At 71.9% G+C, this 25996-nt stretch carries 22 protein-coding genes; 9 read left to right on the top strand and 13 right to left on the bottom strand.

Features of this window, described 5'->3' with window-relative positions; all coding sequences use genetic code 11:
* The first annotated feature begins 36 nt into the window (after positions 1-36).
* Together BN39_RS15255 and BN39_RS15250 are read left to right on the top strand one after the other, a co-directional pair.
* Positions 37-1605 (top strand): class I adenylate-forming enzyme family protein, encoded by a 1569-nt coding sequence (locus tag BN39_RS15255; RefSeq protein ID WP_019203295.1) that lies wholly within the window; start codon positions 37-39, stop codon positions 1603-1605.
* Positions 1606-1702: 97 nt separating this feature from the next.
* Positions 1703-2173, top strand: coding sequence for an SRPBCC family protein (locus BN39_RS15250; protein ID WP_019203294.1), 471 nt, complete (start codon positions 1703-1705; stop codon positions 2171-2173).
* Here the strand turns inward: BN39_RS15250 and BN39_RS15245 are convergent, their stop codons facing one another.
* From BN39_RS15245 to BN39_RS15225, 5 genes are all read right to left on the bottom strand, one after another.
* A complete protein-coding gene (locus BN39_RS15245; protein ID WP_019203293.1) occupies positions 2174-4681 on the bottom strand; it encodes an RNA helicase in 2508 nt (835 codons plus the stop codon).
* Positions 4682-4703: 22 nt separating this feature from the next.
* Entirely contained in the window at positions 4704-5672 is a 969-nt protein-coding gene (locus tag BN39_RS15240) for an alpha/beta fold hydrolase (protein WP_019203292.1), read from the bottom strand.
* Between the two features lie 85 nt (positions 5673-5757).
* Complete coding sequence (locus BN39_RS15235) at positions 5758-6699, bottom strand: alpha/beta fold hydrolase (protein WP_019203291.1); 942 nt, start codon at positions 6697-6699, stop codon at positions 5758-5760.
* Positions 6696-7658 carry a proteasome assembly chaperone family protein gene (locus tag BN39_RS15230; RefSeq protein ID WP_019203290.1) on the bottom strand — a complete coding sequence of 321 codons (963 nt, stop codon included), beginning with the start codon at positions 7656-7658 and terminating at the stop codon, positions 6696-6698. Before BN39_RS15230 ends, BN39_RS15235 begins: the two co-directional genes overlap by 4 nt.
* A 103-nt stretch (positions 7659-7761) precedes the next feature.
* Positions 7762-8187: a MarR family winged helix-turn-helix transcriptional regulator gene (locus BN39_RS15225; protein WP_019203289.1), complete on the bottom strand. Its 426-nt coding sequence runs from the start codon at positions 8185-8187 to the stop codon at positions 7762-7764.
* Between the two features lie 40 nt (positions 8188-8227).
* Here BN39_RS15225 and BN39_RS15220 point away from each other — a divergent pair, with 40 nt between their 5' ends.
* The gene (locus BN39_RS15220) at positions 8228-9049 is read left to right on the top strand and encodes an alpha/beta fold hydrolase (protein WP_019203288.1); all 822 of its coding nucleotides are present in this window, start codon (positions 8228-8230) and stop codon (positions 9047-9049) included.
* A 91-nt stretch (positions 9050-9140) separates the two neighbouring features.
* Here the strand turns inward: BN39_RS15220 and BN39_RS15215 are convergent, their stop codons facing one another.
* Positions 9141-11030, bottom strand: coding sequence for an amino acid transporter (locus BN39_RS15215; RefSeq protein WP_237741721.1), 1890 nt, complete (start codon positions 11028-11030; stop codon positions 9141-9143).
* Positions 11031-11277: 247 nt separating this feature from the next.
* Here BN39_RS15215 and BN39_RS15210 point away from each other — a divergent pair, with 247 nt between their 5' ends.
* Positions 11278-12351 (top strand): DUF4192 domain-containing protein, encoded by a 1074-nt coding sequence (locus BN39_RS15210; protein WP_159103255.1) that lies wholly within the window; start codon positions 11278-11280, stop codon positions 12349-12351.
* Between the two features lie 93 nt (positions 12352-12444).
* On the opposite strand, the gene galE is transcribed toward BN39_RS15210, so the two are convergent.
* Together galE and BN39_RS15200 are read right to left on the bottom strand one after the other, a co-directional pair.
* Positions 12445-13431: a UDP-glucose 4-epimerase GalE gene (gene galE, locus BN39_RS15205; protein ID WP_019203285.1), complete on the bottom strand. Its 987-nt coding sequence runs from the start codon at positions 13429-13431 to the stop codon at positions 12445-12447.
* Between the two features lie 5 nt (positions 13432-13436).
* The gene (locus BN39_RS15200; RefSeq protein WP_019203284.1) at positions 13437-14120 is read right to left on the bottom strand and encodes a metal-dependent transcriptional regulator; all 684 of its coding nucleotides are present in this window, start codon (positions 14118-14120) and stop codon (positions 13437-13439) included.
* A gap of 189 nt (positions 14121-14309) precedes the next feature.
* Between BN39_RS15200 and BN39_RS15195 the strand changes: the two genes are divergently transcribed.
* Together BN39_RS15195 and BN39_RS15190 are read left to right on the top strand one after the other, a co-directional pair.
* Positions 14310-15542, top strand: coding sequence for an acetoin utilization protein AcuC (locus BN39_RS15195; RefSeq protein WP_040768059.1), 1233 nt, complete (start codon positions 14310-14312; stop codon positions 15540-15542).
* Between the two features lie 50 nt (positions 15543-15592).
* Positions 15593-18307, top strand: a complete 2715-nt coding sequence (locus BN39_RS15190; protein WP_019203282.1) for a GNAT family N-acetyltransferase — start codon at positions 15593-15595, stop codon at positions 18305-18307.
* 38 nt (positions 18308-18345) lie between these two features.
* Here the strand turns inward: BN39_RS15190 and BN39_RS15185 are convergent, their stop codons facing one another.
* The 3 genes from BN39_RS15185 to BN39_RS15175 all read right to left on the bottom strand — a co-directional run bounded on the left by BN39_RS15185 (position 18346) and on the right by BN39_RS15175 (position 21288).
* Positions 18346-19338 carry a sigma-70 family RNA polymerase sigma factor gene (locus tag BN39_RS15185; RefSeq protein WP_019203281.1) on the bottom strand — a complete coding sequence of 331 codons (993 nt, stop codon included), beginning with the start codon at positions 19336-19338 and terminating at the stop codon, positions 18346-18348.
* Between the two features lie 114 nt (positions 19339-19452).
* Positions 19453-20937, bottom strand: coding sequence for a methyltransferase (locus tag BN39_RS15180; RefSeq protein ID WP_019203280.1), 1485 nt, complete (start codon positions 20935-20937; stop codon positions 19453-19455).
* A gap of 15 nt (positions 20938-20952) precedes the next feature.
* The gene (locus tag BN39_RS15175) at positions 20953-21288 is read right to left on the bottom strand and encodes a DUF3099 domain-containing protein (RefSeq protein WP_019203279.1); all 336 of its coding nucleotides are present in this window, start codon (positions 21286-21288) and stop codon (positions 20953-20955) included.
* A 38-nt stretch (positions 21289-21326) separates the two neighbouring features.
* Here BN39_RS15175 and BN39_RS15170 point away from each other — a divergent pair, with 38 nt between their 5' ends.
* Positions 21327-21563, top strand: a complete 237-nt coding sequence (locus tag BN39_RS15170) for a DUF3039 domain-containing protein (protein WP_019203278.1) — start codon at positions 21327-21329, stop codon at positions 21561-21563.
* A gap of 9 nt (positions 21564-21572) precedes the next feature.
* Here BN39_RS15170 and BN39_RS15165 read toward each other — a convergent pair whose 3' ends face one another.
* Positions 21573-22835 carry a YihY/virulence factor BrkB family protein gene (locus BN39_RS15165; RefSeq protein ID WP_019203277.1) on the bottom strand — a complete coding sequence of 421 codons (1263 nt, stop codon included), beginning with the start codon at positions 22833-22835 and terminating at the stop codon, positions 21573-21575.
* A gap of 136 nt (positions 22836-22971) precedes the next feature.
* Between BN39_RS15165 and BN39_RS15160 the strand changes: the two genes are divergently transcribed.
* Positions 22972-24657, top strand: a complete 1686-nt coding sequence (locus tag BN39_RS15160; RefSeq protein ID WP_019203276.1) for a DEAD/DEAH box helicase — start codon at positions 22972-22974, stop codon at positions 24655-24657.
* A gap of 106 nt (positions 24658-24763) precedes the next feature.
* Here the strand turns inward: BN39_RS15160 and BN39_RS15155 are convergent, their stop codons facing one another.
* The gene (locus BN39_RS15155) at positions 24764-24973 is read right to left on the bottom strand and encodes a hypothetical protein (RefSeq protein ID WP_019203275.1); all 210 of its coding nucleotides are present in this window, start codon (positions 24971-24973) and stop codon (positions 24764-24766) included.
* A gap of 110 nt (positions 24974-25083) precedes the next feature.
* Between BN39_RS15155 and BN39_RS15150 the strand changes: the two genes are divergently transcribed.
* Positions 25084-25956 carry a DMT family transporter gene (locus BN39_RS15150; protein ID WP_040768056.1) on the top strand — a complete coding sequence of 291 codons (873 nt, stop codon included), beginning with the start codon at positions 25084-25086 and terminating at the stop codon, positions 25954-25956.
* Positions 25957-25996 lie beyond the last annotated feature (40 nt).

The raw sequence follows: 25996 nt of genomic DNA, 5'->3' as shown, positions 1-25996 counted from the left end.
GGTGAGTCGTCGCCCGCGCCGTGGGACGCTCGGAACGTGACGGACGAACAGGTGCGGAACGCGGCGGCCTCGGGTATCGCGGAGGTGATCGCCCGGCACGCGCAGGCCTCGCCCGACCGGCCGTTCCTCATCACCGGCGACGGCCGCCTCAGCTACCGCGACGCCGACGAGGGTGCGCGTGACGTCGCCGCGGCGCTGCTCGCCGCCGGGATCCGCGACGGCGACCGGGTGGCCGTCGCGGCACCGAACTGTGCGGAGTGGATCCTGTTGTGGCTCGGGACGGCCCGGATCGGTGCCGTGCTCGTCACCCTCAACGTGGTCTACCGGGAGCAGGAGTTCGAGTACATGCTGGGGCAGTCGGGCGCGCGGCTGCTCGTGTGCTCCGCGCACGCCCGCGGCCACGACTTCGTCGCCATGCTCGACGGGATGCGGGACCGGATCCCGGGCGTGGAGCGGATCGTCTACCTGGGTGAGGAGGGCGCCGCGGACGAGGCCGGCGCGGCCACCTGGCAGGGATTCCTGGCGGGCGCCGCGGAGGCCGCCCTGCCGGGACCGGCCACGGGCACCGCACCGGCGGTGATCCTGTACACGTCGGGGACCACCGGCGCGCCGAAGGGCGCGGTGCTCACCCACGGCGGGATCATGGCCTCGGCGGCGGGCGAGGCGGCCCGGTTCGAGCTCACCCGGGACGACGTGATCCTCGGCCACATGCCGCTCAACCACGTGGGCGGTCTCACCTGCACCGTGGCCTCGGCCGCCGTGGCGGGCGCCGCGGTCGCCCTGCTGCCGGGCTTCCACCCGGAGCAGAGCCTCGACGCCGCCGCGCGGACCCGCGCGACCCTGCTCGTGGGTGTGCCCACGATGTACTCGCTCATGGTGGACGGCGCGGGCGGCCGCGACCTGTCCGCCGTCCGGCTCTGCGTCGTGGGCGGCGCGAACCTCGAACCCGCGCTGGCGGAGCGCATGCGTGAGGCGTTCGCGGGTACCCGGATCGCCAACCTGTACGGCGCGTCGGAGGCGTCCGGCGCGTGCATCGTCTCGGCTCCCGGCGACGGCCCCGAGCTGCTCCGCACCTCCATCGGGACGCCGCTCGACGGCGTCGAGGTGCGGATCGTGACGCCCGACGGTGCGCCGGCCGCGCCGGGCGCCGACGGGGAACTGCAGGTGCGCGCACCGTCGGTGGCCGCGGGGTACTGGGACATGCCGGAGGCGACCGCCGCCGCGTTCCTGCCCGGCGGATGGCTGGCCACGGGCGACGTCGCCACGCTGGCGGACGACGGTCACGTGACGCTGCGCGGCAGGCTCAAGGAGATGTACGTCCGCGGCGGCTACAACGTGTATCCGGCGGAGGTGGAGAACTTCGTGGGTGGGCTTCCCGGTGTCGCGATGGTCGCTGTCGTCGGCGTCCCGAGCGAGCTCTACGGGGAGACGGGGCGGGCGTTCGTCGTGCCCGCGCCCGGTGCGGAGGTGGTGCCGGAGGAGGTTCGCGAGCGGTGCCGCTCGGCGTTCGCCGCGTACAAGGTGCCCGACGAGGTGATCGTCGTGGACTCGCTGCCGCTCACGCCCGCGGGCAAGATCCGCAAGGCGGTCCTGCCGCGGGACTGACGCGCGAAAGCGCTGCGGATCCGGCGACGCATGTGTACGGTGTGAACATGCGCGCGGTCACGCCGCGCCGGAGGATCCCCCAGAGAGCAGGTGCCCCATGACCGAACGCTTCGCCGTCACCCGCACGATCCCCGCCCCGCCGGATCGGGTGTTCGCCGCACTCGCCGACCCGAGCCGGCACAAGCACACCGAGCCCGGTGACTGGGTGCGTGACGCCGTGGACACCGCGCAGATCGACCACGTGGGCCAGATGTTCTCGGTGAACATGTACCTCGACCTCGCGGGCGGTGACTACGTCATGGAGAACAAGGTCACCCACTTCGAGCAGGACCGGACCATCGGTTGGCTGCCCGGGACCACGCAGGAGGGCCGGTGGCAGGCCGGCGGCTGGTGGTGGCGGTACGACCTCACCCCGGCCGGCGACGGGGCCGGCACCGACGTCACCCTCACCTACGACTGGACGGACACCCCGCAGGCCTTCCGGGACCAGATCGGCGGCATGCCGCCGTTCCCCGAGGAGTTCCTCGGCCAGTCCCTGGCGGCGCTGGACCGGCACGTCACGGCCTGATCAGCCGGAGACCACCTCGACGTCCACGAGCACCACGTCGCCGCGGTCGTCCGAGGCGGGAAGGTCCACGACCGCCGTGATCGCCCAGCCGTGGTCGCCCTCCGGATCGGCGACGGTCTGGCGCACCCGCCACGCGCGCGGCATCGAGGTGTCGAGCGAGAACAGCTGCGGCCCACGGGCGTCCGCGCCGGTCTCGATGTCGTCGTACTCCTCGTAGTAGTCGTCGAACGCCGCGTACCAGTCGACGCCCGGGTCCATCGCGTCGAGCAGGTCGTACTCCTCGTCGGCGACGAGCTGCACCCGCCGGAACAGGGCGTTGCGCACCATCACGGCGAACGCCCGCTCGTCGGACGTGAGCGACAGCGACCGGCCGATCTCCGGCGCCGAGGCGTGCGCCCGCACCGGATCCGGCGAGGTCATCTCCTCCCACTCGTCGACCAGCGACGAATCGACGTAACGCACCAGCGCGCCCAGCCATGCGATGTAGTCGTCGAGCTCCGGCGTGCGCGCCGCCTCCGGCACCGTGTGCCGCAGGGTGCGGAACGCGTCGGACAGGTACCGCAGCACCGCGCCCTCGGACCGGCCCAGCTGGTACTTCGAGACGATGTCGTTGAACGTCATCGCCCGCTCGATCATCTCCCGCACCACCGACTTCGGCGAGAGCTCGAACTGCGTCACCCACGCGTGCCCGGCCGCGTAGGTCGCGAACGCGGGAGCGAGCAGGTCCTCCAGCGGCTTCGGATACGTGAGGTCTTCGAGGAGGGCCATCCGCTCGTCGTAGTCGATGCCGTCGGCCTTCATCTCCGCGACGGCGGCGCCGCGGGCGGCGTTCTGCTGCGCCCGCAGCACCGGCCGCGGATCGTCGAGCACGGCCTCGATCACCGAGATCACGTCCAGCGCGTACTCGGGCGCTTCGGGGTCGAGCAGTTCCAGCGCGGCCAGCGCGAACGGGGCGAGCGGCTGGTTGAGCGCGAAATCCGGCTGCAGCTCGACGGTGAGCCGGGCGTGCCGGCCGAACTCGTCCGGCACGTCGAGGCGTTCCACCACACCGCCCGTTTCCAGGCCGCGGAACAGTGTGAGCGCGGTGCGGATGTGCCGCAGCTGATTCCGCCGCGACTCGTGGTTGTCCTCCAGCAGGTGTCGCATCGATTCGAAGCAGTTGCGCGGACGCGCGATCACGTTGAGCAGCATCGAATTGGTCACCGAGAACCGCGAGGTCAGCGGCTCGGGATCCGCGGCCACCAGCTTCTCGAACGTGGGCTTGCCCCAGGAGACGAACCCCTCGGGCGGCTTCTTGCGCTGGATCTTCTTGAGCTTCTTCGGATCCCCCGCGGCCTTCGCCTCCAACCGCGCGTTCTCGATCTCGTGCTCGGGCGCCGCGACGACCACGGTGCCCATGGTGTCGAAACCGGCTCGTCCCGCGCGGCCCGCGATCTGGTGGAATTCGCGCGCCCGCAGGTGGCGGGTGCGGGTGCCGTCGTACTTGGTCAACCCGGTGAGGTACACCGTGCGGATCGGCACGTTGATCCCGACGCCGAGGGTGTCGGTGCCGCAGATGACCTTGAGCAGCCCCTCCTGGGCGAGCTTCTCCACCAGGCGCCGGTACCGGGGGAGCATGCCGGCGTGGTGCACGCCGATTCCGGAGCGCACGAGCCGCGAGAGCGTCTTGCCGAATCCGGTGGTGAACTGGAAGTCGCCCAGCGCCGCGGCGATCGCCGCCTTCTCCTCCTTGCTGCACAGCGGCAGCGACATCAGGGCCTGTGCCCGCTCGGCCGCCGCCTGCTGCGTGAAGTGCACGACGTAGACCGGCGCCTGGTGGGTGGTCGCCAGCTCCACGATCTGATCCTGCACCGGCATCGTCGAATACGAGAAGTGCAGCGGCACCGGTCGTTCCGCGCCCGCCACGAGCACCGTCTCGCGCCCCGTGCGGCGGGTCAGGTCCTCCTCGAAGAACGAGGTGTCGCCCAGCGTCGCCGACATGAGTACGAACTGCGCGCAGGGGAGCTCGATGAGCGGCACCTGCCAGGCCCAGCCGCGGTCCGGCTCGGAGTAGTAGTGGAACTCGTCCATCACCACCTGCGCGATATCCGACTCCTCGCCCTCCCGGAGCGCGAGGTTCGCCACGATCTCCGCGGTCGCGCACACGATGGGGGCGTCGGCGTTCACCGCCGCGTCGCCCGTCACCATGCCCACGGCGTCCGTGCCGAACACCTCGCAGAGGGCGAAGAACTTCTCGCTGACCAGGGCCTTGATCGGCGCGGTGTAGTAGGTGCGGCGGCCCTGTGCCAGGGCGGCGAACTGCGCGCCCATCGCGACGAGGGACTTCCCGGACCCCGTCGGCGTCGCGACGATGACGTTGGCGCCCGAGCACGCCGCGATGAGCGCCTCCTCCTGGGCCGGGTACAGCTCGATGCTCTTCCCGTCCGGCCGATCGGCGGTCCAGTCCACGAACGCCTCGAAGACCGCGTCCGCTGTGGGGTCGGCGGGCAGCAGGTCGGTGAGGTTCACTCAGTTGATCCTACGGATCAGCTCAGCCGAGCTCCTGGGCCGGTTCGACGACGGTGACGCCGGCTGCGGCCCGCAGTCCGTCGCGCAGGTGCGTGCGGGCCAGCCGCGCGGGTTCGGTGGCGGCGAGGAACTCGGTGAGCAGGCCCACGAACCGGTCCGGCGCCTCGGTCATGGGGAAGTGGCCGACGCCGTCGAACACCTCGACGCGCGCCGCCGGCAGCGCCTCCCGCATCACCTCGGCGTGCGCGGCGGGGATGATGGAATCGTCTGAGCCCCAGGCGATCAGCGTCGGGACCTGTGCGGTGAGGTAGCAGCGGTCGCGCATGGTGACCACCTGCCCGCGCAGGTCCACCACTGACCGCAGGGTCCGGGCGAACGCGTGCGGGGACGCCGTGTTCGGCATGCGGTCCAGGGCGCGCCGCAGCTGCACGGCGTCGGGACGCATCGGGCTCGGCACCGCCGCGGCGGCGAACAGGGCCGCGCCGAGCACCTGCCGGGCGCCCGGCAGCGCCGTGAGCGCCACCACCTGCTCCGCGAACGGCAGTGACAGGAGGCGCAGCAGCGGGGAGACGTCGTGATCCACCCCTCCCGGGGCCACGAACACCAGCCGTTCCACCATGTCGGGGTACTGGTACGCGAACTGGCCCGCGACACCGCCGCCCAGCGAGTGCCCGATCACCGTCGCGCGCTCGACGCCCAGGTAGCACAGCAGGTCCCGCACGCCGTTGGCGAACGCGGCGACCGAGTAATCGGCGCGCGGCCGGTCCGAGAGGCCGTGGCCGAGCAGGTCCGGCGCGATCACCGTGTACCGGTCCGTGAGCCGCGACATCGTCGCGTCCCATACCAGGGAGTTGTCGCCGATGCCGTGCAGCATCAGCAGCGTCGGGCCGCTGCCGCCCGTGCGGTAGGCGCGGCGGTGCCCGTGGATGGTGACGAAACGCAGCTCCGGGGAGTAGGGCCGCGCCCGGAAGGGCAGCACGTCGGAACTCATCGCGGACCTCCTCACAGCCGGCCACACGGCCGACCGGCTTCCCGCCAGTGTCCGCTGCCCCCGTTACCGGCGTGCGCGCACCCTGTTACGCGGGGGTTTCCGCACCGGTGTCGAGATCGGCGTCCAGTTCCGCGTCCCGGCGCAGCGCCGACTGCAGGTCCACGCGGGCCAAGTGCGCCGGTTCGGTGGTCGCCAGGAAATCCGTGAGCACGGCGAGGAACCGCTCCGGATCCGCCCGGAACGGGAAGTGCCCGGCACCGTCGAACACCTCCAGGAGGGAGGCGGGCAGTGTCGCGTGCAGCAGGTGCGCGTGCTCGACGGGGATGATCGGGTCCGCCGAACCCCAGACGATGAGGGCGGGCACGTCGGCCCCGAGGTAGCTGCGGTCGAGCATCGTGACCACCTGCCCGCGCGGGTCGACCACCGCGCGCAGGGTGCGCGCGAACGCCCGCGGCGTGCCGGCGTGCGGTAGCCCGGCGAGCACGCGGACGCACTCGGCGTTGTCGACGAAGATCCTGTGCGGCACCCGGCTCAGTGCGCTCAGCGCGGCGCCGGCCACGGGCAGTGCGCCGGGCAGAGCCATGGCGCGGATCGCGACCTCGGACAACGGCAGCGACGCCGCCCGGAGCACGGGGGACACGGAACGGGTCACGCCGCCGGTGTTGACGAACACCAGCCGCTCGACCATCTCCGGGTACTGGTAGGTGAACTGCCCGGCGATGCCCCCGCCCAGCGAGTGGCCCACCAGCGTCGCCCGCTCCACGCCCAGATAGAGCAGGAGATCGCGCATCGCGTTCGCGAAGGCGGGCAGCGAGTAGTCGGCGCGCGGGCGGTCGGACATGCCGTGGCCCAACAGGTCCGGCGCGATCACGGTGTAGTCCTCGGCCAGCCGCTCGAGGATCGGCTCGAACGTGGACGAGTTGTCCGCCATGCCGTGGATGAGCAGCAGGACGGGGCCGCTGCCGCCGATGCGGTACGCCCGGCGGTGACCGTGGATCAGCGCGACCCGCCGCCGCACCGCGCTCACGAGCCGGACTCGTCGCCCGGGCGGCCCTCGCCGTCGTCGCCCTGCTCGTCCCCGGCCTGCTCGGCCAGGAACGCCTCGAACTCGCTCGCCAGATCGTCGCCCGTGGGAATGGCCTCACCGTCGGCGATGAGCAGCTCCCGGGGCTGCGCGGCGTGCGCGGCCTCGTCGTACTGCTTCTCCAGCGCCTCGACGACCGAGGTGATCTCCGCGCTGGAGGACACCTGCGCGTCGATCTGCTCGCGCAGCTCGGCGGCCTCCACCGGCAGGTCCCCGTCGGGCAGCTGCACCCCGACGGTGCTGCGCAGCGCGCCCAGCAGACCCAGAACGGCCTCGGGGTAGTCGTTCTGCGCCAGGTAGTGCGGCACGTGCACGGACAGCCCCAGCGTGTCGTAGCCCTTATCGGCCATCCGCAGCTCCAGCAGCCCCGCAGCGCTGCCGGGCAGGCGCATCGCGCCGTCCCAGGCGCGGAGATCGGTGCGCAGTTCCGGCTTGTTGCCGTGACCGGTGACGGACACGGGCCGGGTGTGCGGCACGGCCATCGGGATCGCGTGCAGGCCGACCACCGACCGCACGCCGAAGCGTTCGGCCAGACCGGCGACGGCCGTCACGAAGCCCTCCCAGCGCAGATCGGGCTCGGCACCCGCCAACAGCAGGAACGGGCGGCCGGCGCCGTCACGGACCGCGTACAGGTTCAGTTCCGGCTCGTCCACGCCCGAGAAGCCGTCCTCGAAGGTCATCGACGGGCGGCGCGAGCGGTAGTCGATCAGCTCGTCGACGTCGAAGGACGCGACCAGCTCGGTGTTCAGGTTGTCCTTGAGGTGCTCGCGCAGCAGCCTCAGGGCGTGCCCGGCGTCGGCGTAGCCGTCGAGGGCGTGGATCAGCACGGGACCGTTGCCGTCGGTGTCCGACACCGCGGGGCCGGGGAACTCCAACTCGTACATGCTGGACTGCTCGTCCATACCGCTACCTCCTACCGTGAGCCCCTCGCGGGACCTCACCAGTTTTTCACGGGGAACAACCGGTTATGCGGACTGTCGATTCCCCGGGGCGGGGTGTTTCCGCTCACGGCGAAACCGCGGAGGCCAGGAATCGGGACACAGCGGCCGCCTCGACCGGGTCCAATCGTGCCGCCGCCGCGCGGATCGGCCCCAGCAGACCTGCGAAGAACTCCTCGCCGAGGCGCTTCGCCCCGTCGGTCACCACGAGCCGCACCCGCCGCCGGTCCGCGGGGTCGGGGGAGCGGCCCACCAGGCCCGCGGCGGCCATCCGGTCGACGAGGGCCGTGCACGCGGCGGAACTCAGCGACAACTCGGCGGCGAGGGCGCCCGGGGTCGCGGGCAGGCCGTCGCGCTCCAGGTCGAGCAGGGCGACGAGTGCGCGCACGTCGGTCTCGCCGAGCGCGTTCTCCGTGGCGAAGGCGGCCATCGCGCGGTGGAAACGCACGGTCGCGGCGCGCAGTTCGTGCACCAGGTGCTCGTTGTCGCTCACCCGCCGATGATATCAGCTATCTTGATGATCAATTATCTCGATGATCGAGAGGAATGCGATGGGATCCGAGTTCGCCCAGGCCTACGACGCCGTGCTCCGGGACTGGGGCGTACCCGTGCGCAGGCTCACCGTCGACGGGGATCTGGCGCGCACCGCGGTGCTCACCTGCGGCCCCGAGGACGCGCCGCCGCTGCTGTGCCTGCCGGGCGGCGGCGGCACCGCGGCGGTGTGGTTCGCGCAGGCCGCGAGCCTGGCGCGGCGGTTCCGCGTGATCGCACCCGACCTCCCGGGCGACGCGGGCGGGACCGAACGGCGCGCCTTCCGCTCGCGGGCGGACTGGCCGGCCTGGATCGAGGAGGTGCTCGACGGGGCGGGCGCACCGTCGGCCGCGGTGCTCGGGCACTCCTATGGAGCCCAGATCGCGGTGGCGGCCGCGCTCGCGCGTCCGGACCTGGTGCACACGCTCACGCTGCTCGACCCGACCGACGTCTTCGGGCCGATGCGGCCGAGCGTCCTGGTGCGCGCACTGCCCCTCCTGCTGGCTCCGTCGAGCGCGCGGCAGCGCGCCCACGCGGTCTGGGAGACCCGCGGGCAGTGGCCGCCCACCGCCGAGCTGGGACGCCTCGCCGCGGCGATCGCCGGCGGCCCCCGGCCCACGTACCGGCCGCCCCGGCGGCCGCGCCCCGTCGACCTGGACGCGCTCGGCGACCTCCCGGGCGGGGTCACCGTGGTGTTCGCGCTGCGCAGCCGCTACCACGACGGTGCCGCCCTGGAGCGCACCGTCGAACAGCGGTACCCGTGGATGCGGGTCGAGGCGCTGCCCGTCGCGCACCACGAACTGCCCTTCGCCTACCGGCCGTGACCCGGGCATGAACACCCGCATTCCGGGGTGTGGGACCGCCGTGGCCCGGGCCGAACGGATGTCGACAGCGGTGCGGGGCGTGCGCGACGGCTCAGGACACGTGCACCGAGGGGCGGCGCTTCGCGTCGTGCTCGGCCTGCCGGAGCACCTCATGGCACACGGCCGCCACCTCGCCCGTGCCCTCCACCAGGTACTTGCCCATGTTGAGCACGGGGTTCATCTCCGACCACTGGAAGTACACCTCGGGCACCACGCCGGTCTCGTCTCGGATGTACAGCAGCACGGCCGCGATGGTGTTGGCGACGCTGCCCGAGCTCACCTTGAGCAGGCGGTAGCCGAACTTCTCGATGCCGCGTACCTCGAGGTCCTCCTCGAAGTCCGAGGAGTCGCGCGGCCAGACCTCCAGCAGGATCACCCGCGAGCGGCCCGGGATGTGCCCGAACTTGCGCTCGGCCCGCACCTTGTCGCGATACTCCTTCTTGGTGTCCACGTCCGGCTCGTGCGCCACGATGCGGATCGCGTGCTGCGCCTTCGCATCGTCGCGGATGAACTCGAGCGCCTTGTCGTCGAAGCTGATCGACGAGGCGCGCAGCTCGAACGAGCGGCGCACGCGCGAGCCGATCGACACCAGGGCCACCGCGAGGATGAACAGCGCGGCGATCCGCACGCCGTCCGGGCGCTCGATGATGTTGTCGATCGTGGTGTACACGAACACCGCGGAGATCAGCCCGAACATCCAGGTGGCGGTGGTCTGCCGCTTGCGGCGCGCCGAGATCGTCACCGCGACCGCGGCCGAGGTCATCAGAACGAGCACGCCGGTCGCGTACGCGCCGCCCTGCGCGTTCACGTCGGCCTCGAAGATCAACACGATCACCAGGGCGATCACGGTGAGCACCACCACCAGCGGACGGACCGCCGATGCCCACCGCGGCGCCATGCCGTACCGCGGCAGGTAGCGCGGGACCAGGTTGAGCATGCCCGCCATGGCCGACGCGCCCGCGAACCACAGGATCGCCACCGTCGACACGTCGTAGACGGTGCCGAAGCCGTTGCCCAGGTACTCGTGGGCGAGGTAGGCGAGCGCGCGCCCGTTCGCCTCGCCGTGCGGCTCGAACTCCTCGGCCGGGATCAGCAGGGTGGTCGCGAAACTCGACGTCGCGAGCAGCACGCTCATGATCACGGCGGCTGTCGTCAGCATCCGGCCGGTGTCCCGGATCCGCGTGGCCGGATACTCCGGGGGATCGTTCGGATCGCCCTTGATCTGCGGCATCACCGCGACGCCGGTCTCGAAACCGGACAGGCCCAGCGCGAGCTTGGGGAACACGATGAGCGCGACGGCGATCACCATCAGCGGGTTCGAGTTCTGCTGCCACAGCACGTCCTGCCAGTCCGCGATCGCGCCGGGGCGCTCCGCGATGTGCCAGAGGGACGTCGCGATCACCACGACGTTGAGCGTCAGGTACACGCCCACGAGCACGACGGCGGTGCCGATCGCCTCGCGGAAGCCCTTGAGGAAGATCAGGCCGAGCGCCAGCACCAGGGCCATCGTGATCGGGATGTTGGCGCCGTGGACGAAGCTCGGCATCAGCGGGTTCTCGACGATGTGCTCCGCCGCGTCGGAGGACGAGAGCGTGATCGTGATGATGAAGTCCGTCGCCGCGAAGCCCAGTAGCACGAGGACGAACAGCTTGCCGCCCCACCACGGGAGCAGGCGCTCGAACATCGCCAGCGAACCCGAGCCGTTGAAGCTCTCGCGCGACACCCGCTTGTACACGGGCAGCGCGCCCAGCAGGGTGAGCGCGATGAGTACGAGGGTCGCGAGAGGGGAGATCACGCCCGCGGCGATGAACGCGATCGCCGGCTGGTAGCCCAGGGTGGAGAAGTAGTCCACACCGGTCAGGCACATGACCTTCCACCACGGCTGCGGGTGCTCCGCATCGGTGGCGTGCGGCCCGACGTGGGTGCCCGCACGCTCCGACATGCCACTGAGGAACCAGTCGCGGGTGCGGTCCGAGAACCGCGGTACGCCTTTCACGCGGTTCACAGTAGACCTCGTGCGCCACGCCCGTCGGGGCAGCGCGGACCGGTGTCCGGTACCGGCCGGGTCCTCCCGGTCGGGCGGCGGCCTGTGGAGGAAACGTCGCGCTGTGGTCCGTTCCGTACGCATCCTGTGGATGACCGGGGCCGCGCGACTGTGCGCAGTCGGGGGCCGCGAGGACGCTTCCACCATGACGAACCAACACGCGATCCCGCCCCTGCGACTCGACTCCGTCGGCGACGTCCTCGCCGCGGTGCCGGCGCTCCTCGGCTTCTACCCGACACGGTCGGTGGTGCTGCTGGCCCACGACGAGGTGACGAGGCGGATCGGCGCCACGGCGCGCGTCGATCTGGGCCTCACCCGCGCCGGCACGCTCCGGGTGGACTGCCGCCGCCACCTCGGTGCCGCCGTGCGGCTCCTGCGGCAGCAGGGCGTGGACCGCCTGCTGTGCGTGGTGGTCGAGGAGCGCAGCCTGGCCAAGGCCACGCCCGCCCTCGTCCACGCGCTGGAGGAGCACCTGCGGGCCGTGGACGCAGACGAGGAGGACCTGGAACTGCTGGACCTGATCTTCGTGCCGGTTCTGGCGGGCGGGGAGCGCTGGGTCTGCCGGCACGGGGAGAGCGGCCGCATGGCGGATCCGGCGGATTCGCCCGCGACGCTCGCCGCGGCCTTCGCCGGGCGGCCGGTGCGGCGGTCCAGGGACGAGCTCATCGGGCTGCTCGCCGAGGAGGGGCCGGGAGTGGGCGAGGTGCGTTGCCGGGACGTCGCGGCGCACGAGGCCGACGACGATCCGGGCGAACTGCTCGACGCCGTCGTGGCCGCGGTGACGGCGGAGGGTGCGGCCGGGCCGGGAAGCCTGAGCGACGACGACGTGGCGCTGCTCGGCGGCGCCGTGTTGCACACCGCGGTCCGGGACGCGGCGATGGCGCTGGGGCTCACGGTGGTCGCGGCCGAGGCGCGGGACCTGTTCGGCGAGCTCGCCCGGAGGCTGCGGGGCGCCCCGCGGGCCGCGGCGGCGACCCTCGTCGCGTCGGTGGCCTACGCGGCGGGAGACGGGCCGCTCACCGGCATCGCCCTGGAGGCCGCTCTTCTCGCCGACCCGACCTACCGGGCCGCGATCCTCATGGCCTCCGCCTTCGACGCGGGGATGAGGCCGGACGAGCTGGCCGAGGCCTCCCGCGCGGGATTCGGTGTGGCGTACCGGCTCGGCATCGTCCTCCCGCCCGAGGAGGGGCGGGACGGAGGGTTCCCGATGACGGGGTGACTGCGGACCCGACGGTGCGCCGCTCGCCCGTGGCGCCGAGCGCCGCCGGGCCCTGCCGCCGTGCGCGGCGTCAGGCCCTGCTGCCGCGCGTCGTCAGGCCTTGCGGGCCGCGTGCGCCCGGTCGCCGAGGGCCACGGTGTAGTCCCAGGCGTCGGCGACGATGCCGCGCAGGTCCGTGTGCTCCGGTTTCCACCCGAGTTCGTCGACGGCGCGGCGCGACGACGCGACCAGCGTCGCCGGGTCCCCGGCGCGGCGGTCGGCCTGCTCCTCGGGGATCTCGCGGCCCGTCACCTCGCGGCAGGTGTCGATCACCTGGCGCACCGAGAAACCTTCGCCCGAACCGAGATTGAAGACGTCGTGGGTGCCCTCGCGGGCGTGGCCCAGTGCCAGCACGTGCGCCTCGGCCAGGTCCTTGACGTGCACGTAGTCACGCACCGCCGTGCCGTCGGTGGTGGGGTAGTCGGAACCGAACACCTTGATCGCCGGCCGCTGGCCCAGCGCGGTCTGCAGAACCAGCGGGATGAGGTGCGTCTCCACCTCGCGGTTCTCGCCGAACCCGCCGTAGCTGCCCGCCACGTTGAAGTACCGCAGCGAGACCGCGGCCAGCCCGTAGGCGGTGGCGTAGGAGGTGATCGCCGCGTCGATCGCCAGCTTGGTGGCGCCGTAGGTGTTGGTGGGCGCCGTGCGGGCGTCCTCGGTGATCGGTACCGCCTCCGGCTCGCCGTAGGTGGCTGCGGTCGAGGAGAACACCAGCCGCGGCACGCCCGCCGCGAGCATCGCGTCGAGGAGCGACAGCGTGGTCACCACGTTGCCCTGCCAGTAATTGTGCGGGTGCTGCACCGACTCGCCGACGAGCGATTTCGCGGCGAAGTGCAGTACGCCGTCGAACTCCCCGTCGGTGAGGATCTGGCGCGCGGCGGTGGCCACGTCGCCCTCCACGAACCGCGCGCCCGCGGGCACCGCCTCGCGGTTGCCCGTGCTCAGGTCGTCCAGGACGGTCACCTCGTGGCCCCGTTCCAGCAGGACCTGGGTGCACACACTGCCCACGTATCCGGCACCGCCGGTCACCAACAGCTGCATCGCGACTACACCGCTTCGACGAACACGGCGTGCGCCATCTCGTCGGGCAGCTCGAAGTCCTCGTGCCCGGCCACCGAGATGACGACCGCCCCGCGCTGCACCGTGACCGCGACGCGCGCGTCCGGCACCACGCCGGCCTCGCGGAACCGGCCGATCAGGTCCGTATCGGCCTGCACGTGCTCGGCCAGGCGCTTGATCACCACGGCGGTCGGGCCGCCCTGGGGTAGGTCGGTCAGGCGCGCCGGGCGCGCCGGTTCGCCGTTCACGCGCACGCCGAGTTCCCCGAGACCGGGGATCGGGTTCCCGTAGGGCGACGTGGTGGGGTTGCCGAGGACCTCCAGCAGCCGGCGCTCGACGTCCTCGCTCATCACGTGCTCCCAGCGGCACGCCTCGGCGTGCACGCTCTCCCACTGCAGGCCGATCACGTCCACCAGCAGCCGCTCGGCGAGCCGGTGCTTGCGCATGACCGCGATGGCCAGCTGCCGCCCCTTCTCGCTCAGCTCGAGGTGGCGGTCGCCCGCCACCCGCACCAGACCGTCGCGTTCCATGCGCTGCACGGTCTGCGACACCGTGGGGCCACTCTGCTCGAGACGCTCCGCGATCCGGGCCCGGAGAGGGACGACACCCTCCTCTTCGAGCTCGTAGATGGTGCGCAGGTACATCTCGGTGGTGTCCACCAGATCGTTCACGAAATCCAGCTCCTTTACGTCGCGACCAGCTTAACGGAGGCGCGGCATTCTCCCCGTGACTTAAGGTTACCTAAGTTGGACGCGTCGCACCCTCGCAATATTCCCCCAGCCGACCCGCGGACGGTGGCTCCGGTCGCATCCCGGGCGATTCGCCGGGCCCGGTGGGCCCGCGCGGATAGGGTTGGGCGCATGCCAAGGTTCCCCGACTCCCAGGTGGTCTGGGACCCGTCGGTGCTCGATTACCGTTTCTCGCAGCACCATCCGATGGACCCCGTCCGGCTCAAGCTCACCCTGGAGCTCGCCCGTTCCGTCGGCGTGCTCGACGGTGTCGAGCTCACCGTGCCCGGCCGGCTCGACCCGCTCGAACTGGCTCGCGCCCACACCGACGACTATCAGGCCGCCGTGCGGGTCGCCGGTTCCGGCCGCGCCCGCATCGACCTCACCGGATACGGCCTGGGCAACGATGACAACCCGGTGTTCCTGCACATGCACGAGGCGGCCGCGAGCATCGTCGGTTCCACACTCTCCGGTGCTCGCGCCATCGCGTCGGGCACCACGACGCGGGCCGTCAACATCGCGGGCGGCATGCACCACGCGATGCGCAGTCACGCCTCCGGCTTCTGCATCTACAACGACGCCGCGATCGCGATCTCCTGGTTGCTGGACAACGGATTCGACCGCATCGCGTACGTCGACATCGACGCCCACCACGGCGACGGCGTGCAGGCGGCGTTCTGGAACGACCCGCGGGTGATGACGGTGTCGCTGCACGAGGACCCGCAGCACCTGTGGCCCAACACCGGCTACCCCACGGAGCTCGGCGGCCCCGAGGCGCGCGGCACCGCGATCAACGTGCCCGTCCCGGCGTTCTGCCCCGACGGGCTGTGGCTGCGCGCGTTCCACGCTGTGGTCCCGTCGGTGCTGCGCGAGTTCCGCCCGCAGCTGATCGTGAGCCAGTGCGGCTGCGATTCGCACGCCAGCGACCCGCTGACCGATCTCTCGCTCACCGTCGACGGACAGCGCGCGGCGATCCTCGCCATGCGGGACCTCGCGGACGAACTGTGCGACGGCCGCTGGCTCGCCGTCGGCGGCGGCGGGTACCAACTGGTGTCGGTCGTGCCCCGCGCGTGGACGCACCTGCTGGCGGCGGTGATCGGCACCGACGTCGATCCGGCGACGCCGATCCCCGATTCCTGGAAGGACCTGGTCGCCGAGTTGCCCGCGGACCGGCTCGGCGGCGTCCCCGGCCCGGTCCCGGAGACCATGGGCGAGGGCGGCGACGTGGCGTTCACGCCGTGGGAACCCGCGTCGCACGACGCGACGTCCCCGCCCGCCGACGCCGCTGCGGACCGCTTCATCGCCCGCGCCCGATCCGCTGTATTCCCCCTTCACGGACTCGATCCGGAGGATCCCCGTGACTGACGTGCTCCCTTCCGCCTTTTCCGCTCCAGGCCTCGATCCGGAGGACCCCCGTGACTGACGAGACGCCGCTGTTCCCCTCCGGCCCCAGCACCGACCCGTTCCCGGCGCCGCTGGCCACCGGGACGCGCTCGGGGCCCTACGAGTTCCCCGCGCACTGGGTGGCCGACGTGCTCGCCAGCGACGGCGGCGTCGTGCACATCCGGCCCGTGGTGCCCGACGACGCCGACGCCATGGTCCAGTTCCACGCAGGCCTGTCCGAGCGCACCCGCTATCTCCGCTACTTCGGCCCCTACCCGGTGATGCCACCGCGGGACGTGGCGAGGATGACCACCGTCGACCACGACCAGCGCGTGTGCCTGCTCGCGGTGCTGGGCGGCAGGATCATCGCGGTGGGCCTCTACGAGGGACTCGCCGACGCCGGGAAGCCGACGGCCGCCGAGGTGGCGTTCGTGGTCGCCGACGAGCACCAGGGCCGCGGCCTCGGGCCGATCCTGCTCGAACACCTCGCGGGCGCCGCCGCGGAGTGCGGCTTCCACAAGTTCGAGGCCGAGGTGCTGGCCGAGAACCGCTACATGGTGAACGTCTTCAAGGCCGCGGGCTACGAGCTCAAGCGCAACTTCGACGGCAGCGTCGTGCACGTCGAATTCGACATCGACCCCACCGAGGCCCTGGTCGCGGTGCGCAACGCGCGCGAGCTCGCCTCCGAGGCGCGCAGCGTGCGGAACGCGTTGCAGCCCACGTCGATCGCCGTGATCGGCGCGTCGGCCACGCCCGGCAAGGTGGGGCACGCCGTGCTGCGCAACCTGATCGCCGGCGGGTTCGCGGGCCCCGTGTTCCCCGTGCACCCCGAGCGCCGGTCCGTGGTCGGCGTGCGCGCCTACGAATCGGTGCGCGACATCCCCGATCAGGTGGACCTCGCCGTGGTGGCCGTGCCCGCCGACAACATGGACACCGTGCTCGACGACTGCCTCGCGAAGGACGTGCGCACGCTGCTCGTCGTATCGTCGGGGTTCTCCGACGCCGGCGGCCGGGGAACCGAGACCGAGAACCGCCTGCTCACCGCGGTCCGCTCCCACGGCATGCGGCTCATCGGGCCGAACGCCCTGGGCGTGGTCAACACCGACGAGGAGGTGCGGCTCAACGCGACCCTGGCCCCCGTCGTCCCCGGGCGCGGCAACGTCGGCTTCTTCTGCCAGTCCGGCGCCCTCGGTATCGCGATCCTCGACACCGCGGCCAAGCGCGGCGTGGGCCTGTCGACCTTCGTCTCCGCCGGCAACCGCGCCGACATGTCCGGCAACGACGTGCTCCAGTACTGGGACACCGACCCCGCCACCGAGGTCGTGCTGCTGTACCTGGAGAGCTTCGGCAACCCCCGCAAGTTCGGGCGCATCGCGCGCAGGCTGGCGCGGCAGAAGCCGATCGTCGCGGTGCATCGCGGCGGTGTCGACGTGGACCGCCGGCGCCGCGGATCCGAGGCGCTGTTCGAGAACTCCGGTGTGGTGCAGGTGGAGTCGATCCCGGAGCTGTTCGACTGCGCCACCTTCTTCAGCTACCAGCCGTTGCCCAAGGGCCGGCGGGTGGCCGTGATCGGCAATTCCACGGCGCTGGGGATCCTCGCGACCCACACCGGCGTGCGGGAGGGCCTCGACGTGGCCGAGCCGGTGGATCTCGGCGCCGCCGCGACCCCGGAGGAGTTCGGCGCCGCGATCGACGCCGCGCTCGCCGACGACCGGGTGGACGCCGTCATCGCGGTCTTCGTCCCGCCCGTGGAGGCGCCGCCGGAGGCGCACGCCGCGGTGCTGCTGGAGGCCTCCCGCAAGCAGATCAAGCCCATCGTGTCCACGTTCCTCGCCTTCGACGGCGTCACCGAGCTGCTCGCCGCCACCGACGACGCCGGGGTGCGGGTGCGCGGTTCCGTGCCCTCGTATCCGGAGCCCGAGCGCGCCGCCCGCGTTCTCGCACACGGGTGGCGGTACGCGCAGTGGCGGGCCCGGCCCGTGTCGGACGTGGTACGTCCGGGTGGGACCGATACGGAGGCCGCCCGCACCCTGGTGCGGGAGTGGCTGCCGTCCATCGATTCCGGCGGGAGTCGCGTGACGCTGGACTTCGCACGCAGCGCGCAGTTGCTGAAGCTGTACGGCGTGCAGGTGGTGCCGTTCGAGGAGGTCTCCACCCCGGAGGAGGCCGTGGCGGCGGCCGAGCGCCTCGGGTTCCCGGTGGCGGTCAAGGCGATGGGGGACCGATGGCGGGTGCGCGCCGACCTCACCGCGGTGCGACTGGACCTCACCGGCCCGTCCGCGGTGGCGTCCGCGTTCACCGAACTGCTGGCGCAGACGGGGGAGAGCGTGCTGCACGTGCAGGCGATGGCGGAGAAGGGGATCGGCTGCGCCGTCGGCTACGAGAACGACCGGAGGATCGGCCCGCTGCTGTCCTTCGGGCTCAGCGGCGTGGTGCCGGAACTGCTGGGGGACCGCGCCTATCGGCTGTTGCCGCTCACGAACGCGTCCGCGGGCGACCTGCTCGACGCCCCGAAGTCGGCTCCCATCCTGGCGGGCTTCGCCGGACAGGCGGGCGTGGACCGCGACGCCCTGATCGACGTGATGACGCGGGTGGCGACGCTGGCCTACGAGGTGCCGGAGATCCAGGCGATCGACTGCGAGCCCATCCTGGCCACCACGACCGGGGCGGCCGTGCTGTCGAGCCAGATCCGGATCGGGCACGCCAGCGACGTTCTGGCCCAACAAGCGGAACCGCGCCGGCTGTAACAGCCGGCGCGGTCCCTGGTCCTCTGGTTCGTGGAGTCCTAGCTGGCGTAGGCGCGCAGTCGGTCCGCCCGCTCCCCGTTGCGGAGTTTGCTCATGACCTCGCGCTCGATCTGGCGGACGCGTTCGCGCGAGAGCCCGAACATCTTGCCGATCTGATCGAGGGTGCGCGGCTGGCCGTCGTCGAGGCCGTAGCGCAGGCGGATCACCTGCTGCTCCCGCTCGTCGAGCGTCCCGAGCACCGACCGCACGTCGCTGTGCATGAGGTTCGAGATCACCGCGGACTCCGCCGAGGCAGCCTCGGAGTCCTCGATGAAGTCGCCCAGGGGGGCCTCCTCGTCGGAGCCGACGGGCATGTCGAGACTCACCGGGTCCCGCGAATGGTCCATGAGGTCGGCGATCTTCTCCGCCGGGATCCCGGACTCGGCGGCGAGCTCCGCGTCGGTGGCCTCACGGCCCAGCTGCTGGTGCAGCTCGCGCCGGATGCGGGCCAGCTTGTTCACCTGCTCCACGAGGTGGACGGGCAGCCGGATGGTGCGCGACTGATCGGCCATGCCGCGGGTGATCGCCTGACGGATCCACCAGGTGGCGTACGTCGAGAACTTGAATCCCTTGGCGTAGTCGAACTTCTCCATCGCGCGGATCAGGCCCAGGTTGCCCTCCTGGATCAGATCCAGCAGTGGCATGCCGCGGCCGGTGTAGCGCTTGGCCAGCGAGACCACCAGGCGCAGGTTGGCCTCCAGCAGGTGCTGGCGGGCGGCCTGGCCGTCGCGCACGAGGAACGCGAGATCGCGCTTCTTCGACGCGGACAGCCGCTTCTTCGTGGCCAGCAGGTGCTGGGCGTAGAGCCCGGCCTCGATCCGCTTGGCCAGTTCCACCTCGTCCTCCGCGGTGAGCAGAGCGGTGCGGCCGATGCCGTTCAGGTACACCCGCACCAGATCGGCTGCGGGGCTCTGTGCATCGAGGTCGGCCTCGGTGAGCTCGGGCCGGACGCGCTCGGTCGCGCGGGCGGGGGTGTTGACGCGGTGTGCCATGTTGGGGCTACCTCCTGTTCGCCGGTACATAGGGACAACGGACGACGGTCGCCCAGAGTTCCCGAGCCCCACGCGGCTGACCTGCGCAAACGGCGCGAAGGTCTGAGAAGTTGCTTAGAGGAAGGTCACGAAGCCGTGACGGTGCAGGTCGGCGAGCAACCGGCGCGCGGGATCGGCGAGATCGTCCGATCCGGTGCCGGCCTCGAGCAGCGCGACCAGATCCTCCGTGGACAGCGCCCCGCGGCAGCCGGCGAGCAGCCGCGCCGCCACATCGTCGACCTCGTGCGTCCACCGCGGCCCCGACATCCGGGTCACCCGCAGCACCACCTCGTCCCACCCCTCGTCGCCGGCGACGGACACGCGCTCCAGCGCCACGTCGTCGCCGAGCAGGGGCCGCGCCGCGTCCAGGTCGGCGTCCCGCAGCCACGCCATCCGCGCGAAGTGCCCGGGCACCTCGTCGCCGAGCGGGTCCTCGAACGGATGGCTCAGCTCCTCGCACACCACCTCCGACGGCCCGTCGATCGCCCGGAGGAACACGAACCCGAAGCCGATGCCGGTGACCCCGTTGTCCGCGAGGTGCGCGAGCCAGCGGTCCGATTTGGCGCGGCCGTCGCCGACCCGCGGATCCATCCCCTCGTCGCGCAGCCAGGTGCCCACGTACAGGGCGGGGTCGGCGACATCGCGCTGCAGCACCCACGCCGCGACGCCCTCGCCCGGCAGCCAGGAGGCGACCCGCGACTGCCAGGTCTCGCCGTCCCGGTGCACCCAGGAGGCCAGGAGGGCGGCCGTGCCGCCGGGGTTCAGGTGCGACGGTGCGCCGCGCACCACCAGCTCCGAGGCGCCGTCGAGGTCGAGGCCGGAATCGCGGTAGGTGTGGTCCACGCGGCCCTCGCCGACCACGAACGGCGGGTTCGCGAGCAGCAGGTCGAAGGAGCGGCCCGCGACCGGGGCGAACCAATCCCCGGTCAGCACCTCCACGGCGACGTCGTTGAGCGCCGCCGACGCGGCAGCGAACCCGGCCGCGCGCTCGCTCACGTCGGTCGCGGTCACCTCGTCGGCGAACAGCGCAGCGGCGCAGGCGTGCACCCCGCAGCCGGTGCCGAGGTCGAGCACCGTGCCCACCCGGCCGCGCGGCGTGGCGCGCAGCAGCGACTGGGAGGCGTGGCCCACGCCGAGCACGTGCTCGCGGTGCTGGGGGTGCGGCCGCATCAGCCCGTCGAGGTCGGAGACGAACCACTGCACGGCACCGTCGGGCAGGTCCAGGGGCCGCAGCCCGAGCGCCGACCGCACCCACCCGGCCGTGCCGGGGTCCGGTTCGAGCAGCCCGGACCCGAGCGCCTCGTCGACGGTGACCGGCGCGAGCGCGGCGGCGGCCCGGTCCCGGGGCACGGGCGCCGCCGCGAGGAACAGCCGGATCAGCACCTCGAGCGGCGAATCTCCGGGCGTCGCCGCGAGCACCGGCCCGGGTTCGCCGCGGCCCAGGCACGCGTACACCTCGTCACCGAGAAGATCGGCGACGGCCGCCTCGGAGAAGCGGGCCGCCGCGAGTACCGGGCCCAGGCGACGGCACAGCGGTACCAGGGCGGGCGAGAGCTGCATGGATTCCGGACTCGGCTAGTCGCCGCGCCCGGCGACCGTGGTGATCGGGTGGCCGGTGAGGGCGAGCCGGTCCATCTTGCGGGCGGTGAACCGGCCCGGTTCGCCGCGCCGGCGGCGGGGCCGGTCGTTGGCGCGGATGACCGCGATCCACGGGATCGGGATGGAGCCGCCCAGCACGGCGAGGGCGATCACCCAGTTGCCGGTGGCGGAGTAGAGCCAGGCGGAGATCACGAGGGCGGGAATGCGGATGGCCATGATCATCAGGTAGCGGCGGACGCGGCGCCGGTACTGCTCCTCGTACGACTCCTCGACGTCGGTGATGACGTACGTGCCGTCCTCCTGATTTCCCACACTTCGATCGTCCCACTGCACCTGGCAGAATGAAAGCCATGAGCACGAAGACTCTGGAGAAGCCCGATGTCGACGCCGACGCCGATACGGGTGACGACGACGACAGTCCCAAGTTCTTCCACTACGTGCGTAAGAACAAGATCGCGGAGTCCGCTGTGATGGGCAACTACGTCGTCGCGCTCTGCGGTGAGACGTTCCCGGTCACCAAGTCCGCGAAGCCCGGCTCGCCGGTGTGCCCGGACTGCAAGAAGATCTACGACCGCATGAAGAAGTAGCCGCGCGGCTCAGCGCGGCTCCACCTCGCGCGGCAGCGGCGGCCTGCGGGGCGGTGCCGGCCGCGGATCCGCCGCCGTGCCGACCGGGGGACCTGCGGGCGCGGCGGGCCGCGCGGCCGTCGGAAGGGTCGGCGGGTCGTCGTCATCGGGCCGGGCGCGCCGCGGCCTCCGGATGGGGCCGGTCGCGCGGCGCAGGCCCTCGGCGGCGGCCTTGCCGGGATTGTCGATGCCCGCGTCCTTCATCTGCCCCACCACCCAGCCGCGGAGCTGATCCGTGCGGACCTCGCGGGCGGGCCAGCGGTCCTGCAGGGCGGCGTTGAACTCGGCGCCCACCATGATGGCGAAGCCGAGGAAGAACGTGAACAGCAGGAAGGCGATCGGGGTGGCGAGCGCGCCGTAGGGGACGCCGCGTCCCGTCGAGATCCACGACAGGTAGACCCGCAGCCCCGTCGACGCGATGAGGAAGATGAGGGCCGCGAGCGCGGCGCCCGGCACGAACCGGTACCAGGGGAGCGGCCGGGGCAGCGCCTGCCGGTACAGCAGGGCCAGGCCGCCCACCAGGATGAGCACCACGAAGGGCAGGTAGCCCACGTCGATCAGCCGGCCCACAGCCGGATGCCACGACGCGGGGAGGTACTTGACGATGAGGGTGGGCCCCAGGGCCACCAGCGGCAGCGTGAAGACCGCGAGTATCAGGTACTCGACGTACAGGGCCAGCGCGAACAGCCGCTGATACACGGGATTGCGCACGGTGTGCTGGTCGTGGGCCATGGAGATGGAGTCCACGAACGACGCCAGGGCGGAGGAGCCGGCCCACAGCGCGATGATGAAACCCACCGAGACGATGTCGCCGCGGCCCTGGTTGAGCACGCCCTCGACGGTCGGCTTCAGGATCTCGTCGACCACGTTCTCGGTGAAGATGGTGCTGCCGAACGCCAGGATCTTGTCGTGGATCACGCCGATCGTGTCCGGCCCGAACCAGCCCGCGACGTAACCGGTGAGGCCCAGGAGACCCAGCAGCAGCGGCGGCAGCGACAGGGTCTGCCAGAACGCCGCCTGCGCGCTGTGGCCGACGATCGAGTCGTCCCAGGACTTCACGACGGTGCGCCACAGCACCTGCGGCATATCGCGGACCACGATCCACATCCGCGTACCCAGGGTGGCCCGAGGGCGACGGTCCAGGTCCCGGGTGTGCGGACCCGGCCGTTCGGGCTCCGGGGTGCTCCCGGAGCCCTCGTGCCGCCCGTGCGGCGCGGGATCCACGTCGTCCATCGGGGTCCAGTCTTCCCCACCAGGGCCGATCGCGCCGGAACCGGGATCGCCGCGTGTTGCCGGTAGACTCCCTCCGGGTTTTCGATCGTGTTCCTCCGGCATGGGCCGGAGAGCTTTCAAGGGGTGCTTTTCTCATATGGCGGCTTCACTTCGTGTCTGGCAGCGCCGCGCGCTCACGAAGTACCTGACCGCGAAGCCGAAGGACTTCCTCGCCGTGGCCACGCCCGGCGCCGGTAAGACCACCTTCGCGCTGCGCGTGGCGGCCGAACTGTTGGCCGATCGCACCGTCGAGCGGGTCACGGTGGTCGCGCCGACCGAGCACCTGAAGTACCAGTGGGCCGAGGCCGCCACCCGTATCGGCATCAACCTCGACCCCAACTTCACCAACTCGGGCGGCAGCACCTCGTCGGACTTCGACGGGGTCGTGATCACGTACGCGCAGGTCGGCATGCACCCGTATAAGCACCACACGCGGACGTCGGCCTACAAGACGCTCGTGATCCTCGACGAGATCCACCACGCGGGCGACGCGAAGAGCTGGGGTGAGGGCGTCCGGGAGGCGTTCGAACCGGCCACCCGCCGGCTCGCGCTCACGGGTACGCCGTTCCGCAGCGACGACAACCCGATCCCGTTCGTCACCTACGAGCCGGAGTTCGGCGGCGGTCAGCGCTCCAAGGCCGACCACGTGTACGGCTACTCCGACGCGCTCGCCGACGGCGTGGTCCGGCCTGTGATGTTCCTCGCCTACTCGGGGCAGGCGAGCTGGCGCACCAGCGCGGGCGAGGAGTTCACCGCGCGGCTGGGCGAGCCGCTGAGCAAGGAGCAGACGGCCCGGGCGTGGCGCACGGCCCTGGACCCGCACGGCGACTGGATCCCCGCGGTCATGCACGCGGCGAACACCCGGCTCGATCAGCTGCGCCGCACGATGCCCGACGCCGGCGGCCTGGTGATCGCCTCGGACCAGAGCACCGCCCGCGACTACGCGGAGCTGCTCGAGGAGATCAGCGGCGAGCCGGTCACCGTGGTGCTCTCGGACGACCCGACCGCCTCGAAGCGGATCTCGCAGTTCGCCGAGAGCCGGGACAAGTGGATGGTCGCCGTGCGCATGGTGTCCGAGGGCGTCGACGTGCCGCGGTTGGCGGTGGGCGTGTACGCGACCAGCGCCTCGACGCCGCTGTTCTTCGCGCAGGCCATCGGCCGCTTCGTGCGTATGCGCACGCAGGGGGAGACGGCCAGCGTGTTCCTGCCCTCGGTCCCGGTGCTGCTGGACCTCGCCTCGAAGCTGGAGGAGCAGCGCGATCACGTGCTGGGCAAGCCGCACCGCGAGTCCGACGGGCTCGAGGACGCGCTTCTGGCCGACGCCAACAAGCAGAAGGACGAGCCCGGCGAGGAGGAGAAGGCGTTCGTCTCGCTGCACGCCGACGCCGAGCTGGACCAGTTGATCTACGACGGGTCCTCCTACGGCACCGCGACGTTCTCCGGCAGCGACGAGGAGGCGGACTACCTGGGCCTGCCGGGGCTCCTCGATGCGGAGCAGATGCGTGCGCTGCTCAAGCAGCGGCAGAAGGAGCAGGTCCAGGTGCGCACCGAGGAGCGGCCCGCGCCGCCGCCCGAGGTGTCCGAGCGGGCGAATGCGGGCGCGCAGCTCTCGGAGCTGCGCCGCGAGCTCAACTCACTGGTCGCGATGCACCATCACCGCACCGGTAAGCCGCACGGCGTGGTGCACAACGAGTTGCGGAGCAGGCTGGGCGGCCCGGTGACGGCGATGGCGACGGCGGATCAGCTCCGCGAGCGGATCGCCGCGCTGCGCACCTGGAAGTAGTCGACCTCACCCACGTCGCCGCGGGACGGCGGCATCCGGCGTGAGGGCGTTCGAGAGCCCGCCGGGACACGCCCCGACGGGGGGCGTGCCCGCGAACGGTGTTCCGCTAGACGGCGACCGGGGCCTCGCCCGAGACCACCGCGCCCTGCGCGTCGAGCTTGTCGCGGTACTCGGAGAAGTGGTGGCCGCAGAAGAGCAGCTCGAATCCGGACGGGAGAACTGCACGCACCTGGGCGGCCGCCGAGCAACGATCGCAACGGTCGGACGCGGTGAGCGGAGCGAACGCGGTACCCGTTGTGGTGGCGTTGTCTGTCATGACTCCTCCGTTCCTGCGAACCGATCAATACATCTATGTATACGTTCGACGATACCGAATGATTCCCGCCGATCGGGGAGACGGGGCCGGTGTTCTCGTAGGGTGAACACGTGCCGCCCCTTCTGATTCCCGCCATGTTCGTGGTCGGCGCGATCAGCCAGTACGTGGGCGCCTCACTGGGCGTGGGCCTGTTCGAACAACTGTCGCCGACGGCCGTCGCGTGGCTGCGCGGCGCGGGGGCGGGGCTGATCCTGCTGATCGCGCTGCGGCCCCGCCGGGCGGACTGGTCGGCGGCGCGCCTGCGCACCGCCGCGCTGTTCGGCACCGTGACGCTGCTCATGAACATCGCCTTCTACCAGGCGATCGCGCACATCGACCTCGGCACCGCGGTGGCGATCGAGTTCCTCGGCCCGATCGCCGTGGCGGTCGCCGGTTCGCGCTGCGCGCTCGACCTCGCGGCCGCGGCCGCGGCCCTGATCGGGGTGGTGTGCGTGGCCGGGGTCAACGTCGGGGGCGTCGCCGGGGCCGACGGTGCGCTCGGCGTCGCGTGCGCCCTGGTCGCGGCGGCGATGTGGGCCGGTTACATCGTCCTGGGCAAGCGGGTCGCGGACGCGGGCGGCGGCATCGAGGGACTCGGGGTGGGGCTCGCGGCGGGTGCGGCGATCCTGGCCGTCCCCGCGCTGGGGTTCGGCGTGGCCGTGCGGCCGGAGGCGTTCGGGCACTGGGAGGTCTGGGTGTTGGGCCTCGGCTTGGGCCTGCTCAGTTCCGTCGTGCCGTACGTGCTCGACCAGGTGGTGCTCGCCCGCATCGGCCGCGCGCGGTTCGCGCTGCTGCTGGCCCTCCTGCCGGTCACCGCGACCGCCGTGGGAGCCGTCATGCTGGGCCAGCGACCGGGCTTGCTGGAGGCGGTGGGCATAGCGCTCGTCGTGATCGCCATCGCCGTCACCTCGCGCGAGACCACCAACACGGACCCCGGTAGTTAGCGGTTGTCACGTTTTCACCGCAACCTCGGGTTAGATTCGG

It is taken from the genome of Tsukamurella sp. 1534 (genome assembly GCF_000312385.1).
Taxonomy (GTDB): Bacteria; Actinomycetota; Actinomycetes; order Mycobacteriales; family Mycobacteriaceae; genus Tsukamurella.
Note: the sequence above shows the minus strand (reverse complement) of the source record. Positions and strands in the feature narration are given on the sequence as shown.

Excerpts from the sequence above, each read along its gene's own strand:
- BN39_RS15250 (WP_019203294.1), top strand. The coding sequence starts at position 1,703 with ATGACCGAACGCTTCGCCGTCACCCGCACGATCCCCGCCCCGCCGGAT.
- BN39_RS15240 (WP_019203292.1), bottom strand. The coding sequence starts at position 5,672 with ATGAGTTCCGACGTGCTGCCCTTCCGGGCGCGGCCCTACTCCCCGGAG.
- BN39_RS15230 (WP_019203290.1), bottom strand. The coding sequence starts at position 7,658 with ATGGACGAGCAGTCCAGCATGTACGAGTTGGAGTTCCCCGGCCCCGCG.
- BN39_RS15220 (WP_019203288.1), top strand. The coding sequence starts at position 8,228 with ATGATCGAGAGGAATGCGATGGGATCCGAGTTCGCCCAGGCCTACGAC.
- BN39_RS15215 (WP_237741721.1), bottom strand. The coding sequence starts at position 11,030 with ATGTCGGAGCGTGCGGGCACCCACGTCGGGCCGCACGCCACCGATGCG.
- BN39_RS15210 (WP_159103255.1), top strand. The coding sequence starts at position 11,278 with ATGACGAACCAACACGCGATCCCGCCCCTGCGACTCGACTCCGTCGGC.
- galE (WP_019203285.1), bottom strand. The coding sequence starts at position 13,431 with ATGCAGCTGTTGGTGACCGGCGGTGCCGGATACGTGGGCAGTGTGTGC.
- BN39_RS15195 (WP_040768059.1), top strand. The coding sequence starts at position 14,310 with ATGCCAAGGTTCCCCGACTCCCAGGTGGTCTGGGACCCGTCGGTGCTC.
- BN39_RS15185 (WP_019203281.1), bottom strand. The coding sequence starts at position 19,338 with ATGGCACACCGCGTCAACACCCCCGCCCGCGCGACCGAGCGCGTCCGG.
- BN39_RS15180 (WP_019203280.1), bottom strand. The coding sequence starts at position 20,937 with ATGCAGCTCTCGCCCGCCCTGGTACCGCTGTGCCGTCGCCTGGGCCCG.
- BN39_RS15170 (WP_019203278.1), top strand. The coding sequence starts at position 21,327 with ATGAGCACGAAGACTCTGGAGAAGCCCGATGTCGACGCCGACGCCGAT.
- BN39_RS15165 (WP_019203277.1), bottom strand. The coding sequence starts at position 22,835 with ATGGACGACGTGGATCCCGCGCCGCACGGGCGGCACGAGGGCTCCGGG.
- BN39_RS15160 (WP_019203276.1), top strand. The coding sequence starts at position 22,972 with ATGGCGGCTTCACTTCGTGTCTGGCAGCGCCGCGCGCTCACGAAGTAC.
- BN39_RS15155 (WP_019203275.1), bottom strand. The coding sequence starts at position 24,973 with ATGACAGACAACGCCACCACAACGGGTACCGCGTTCGCTCCGCTCACC.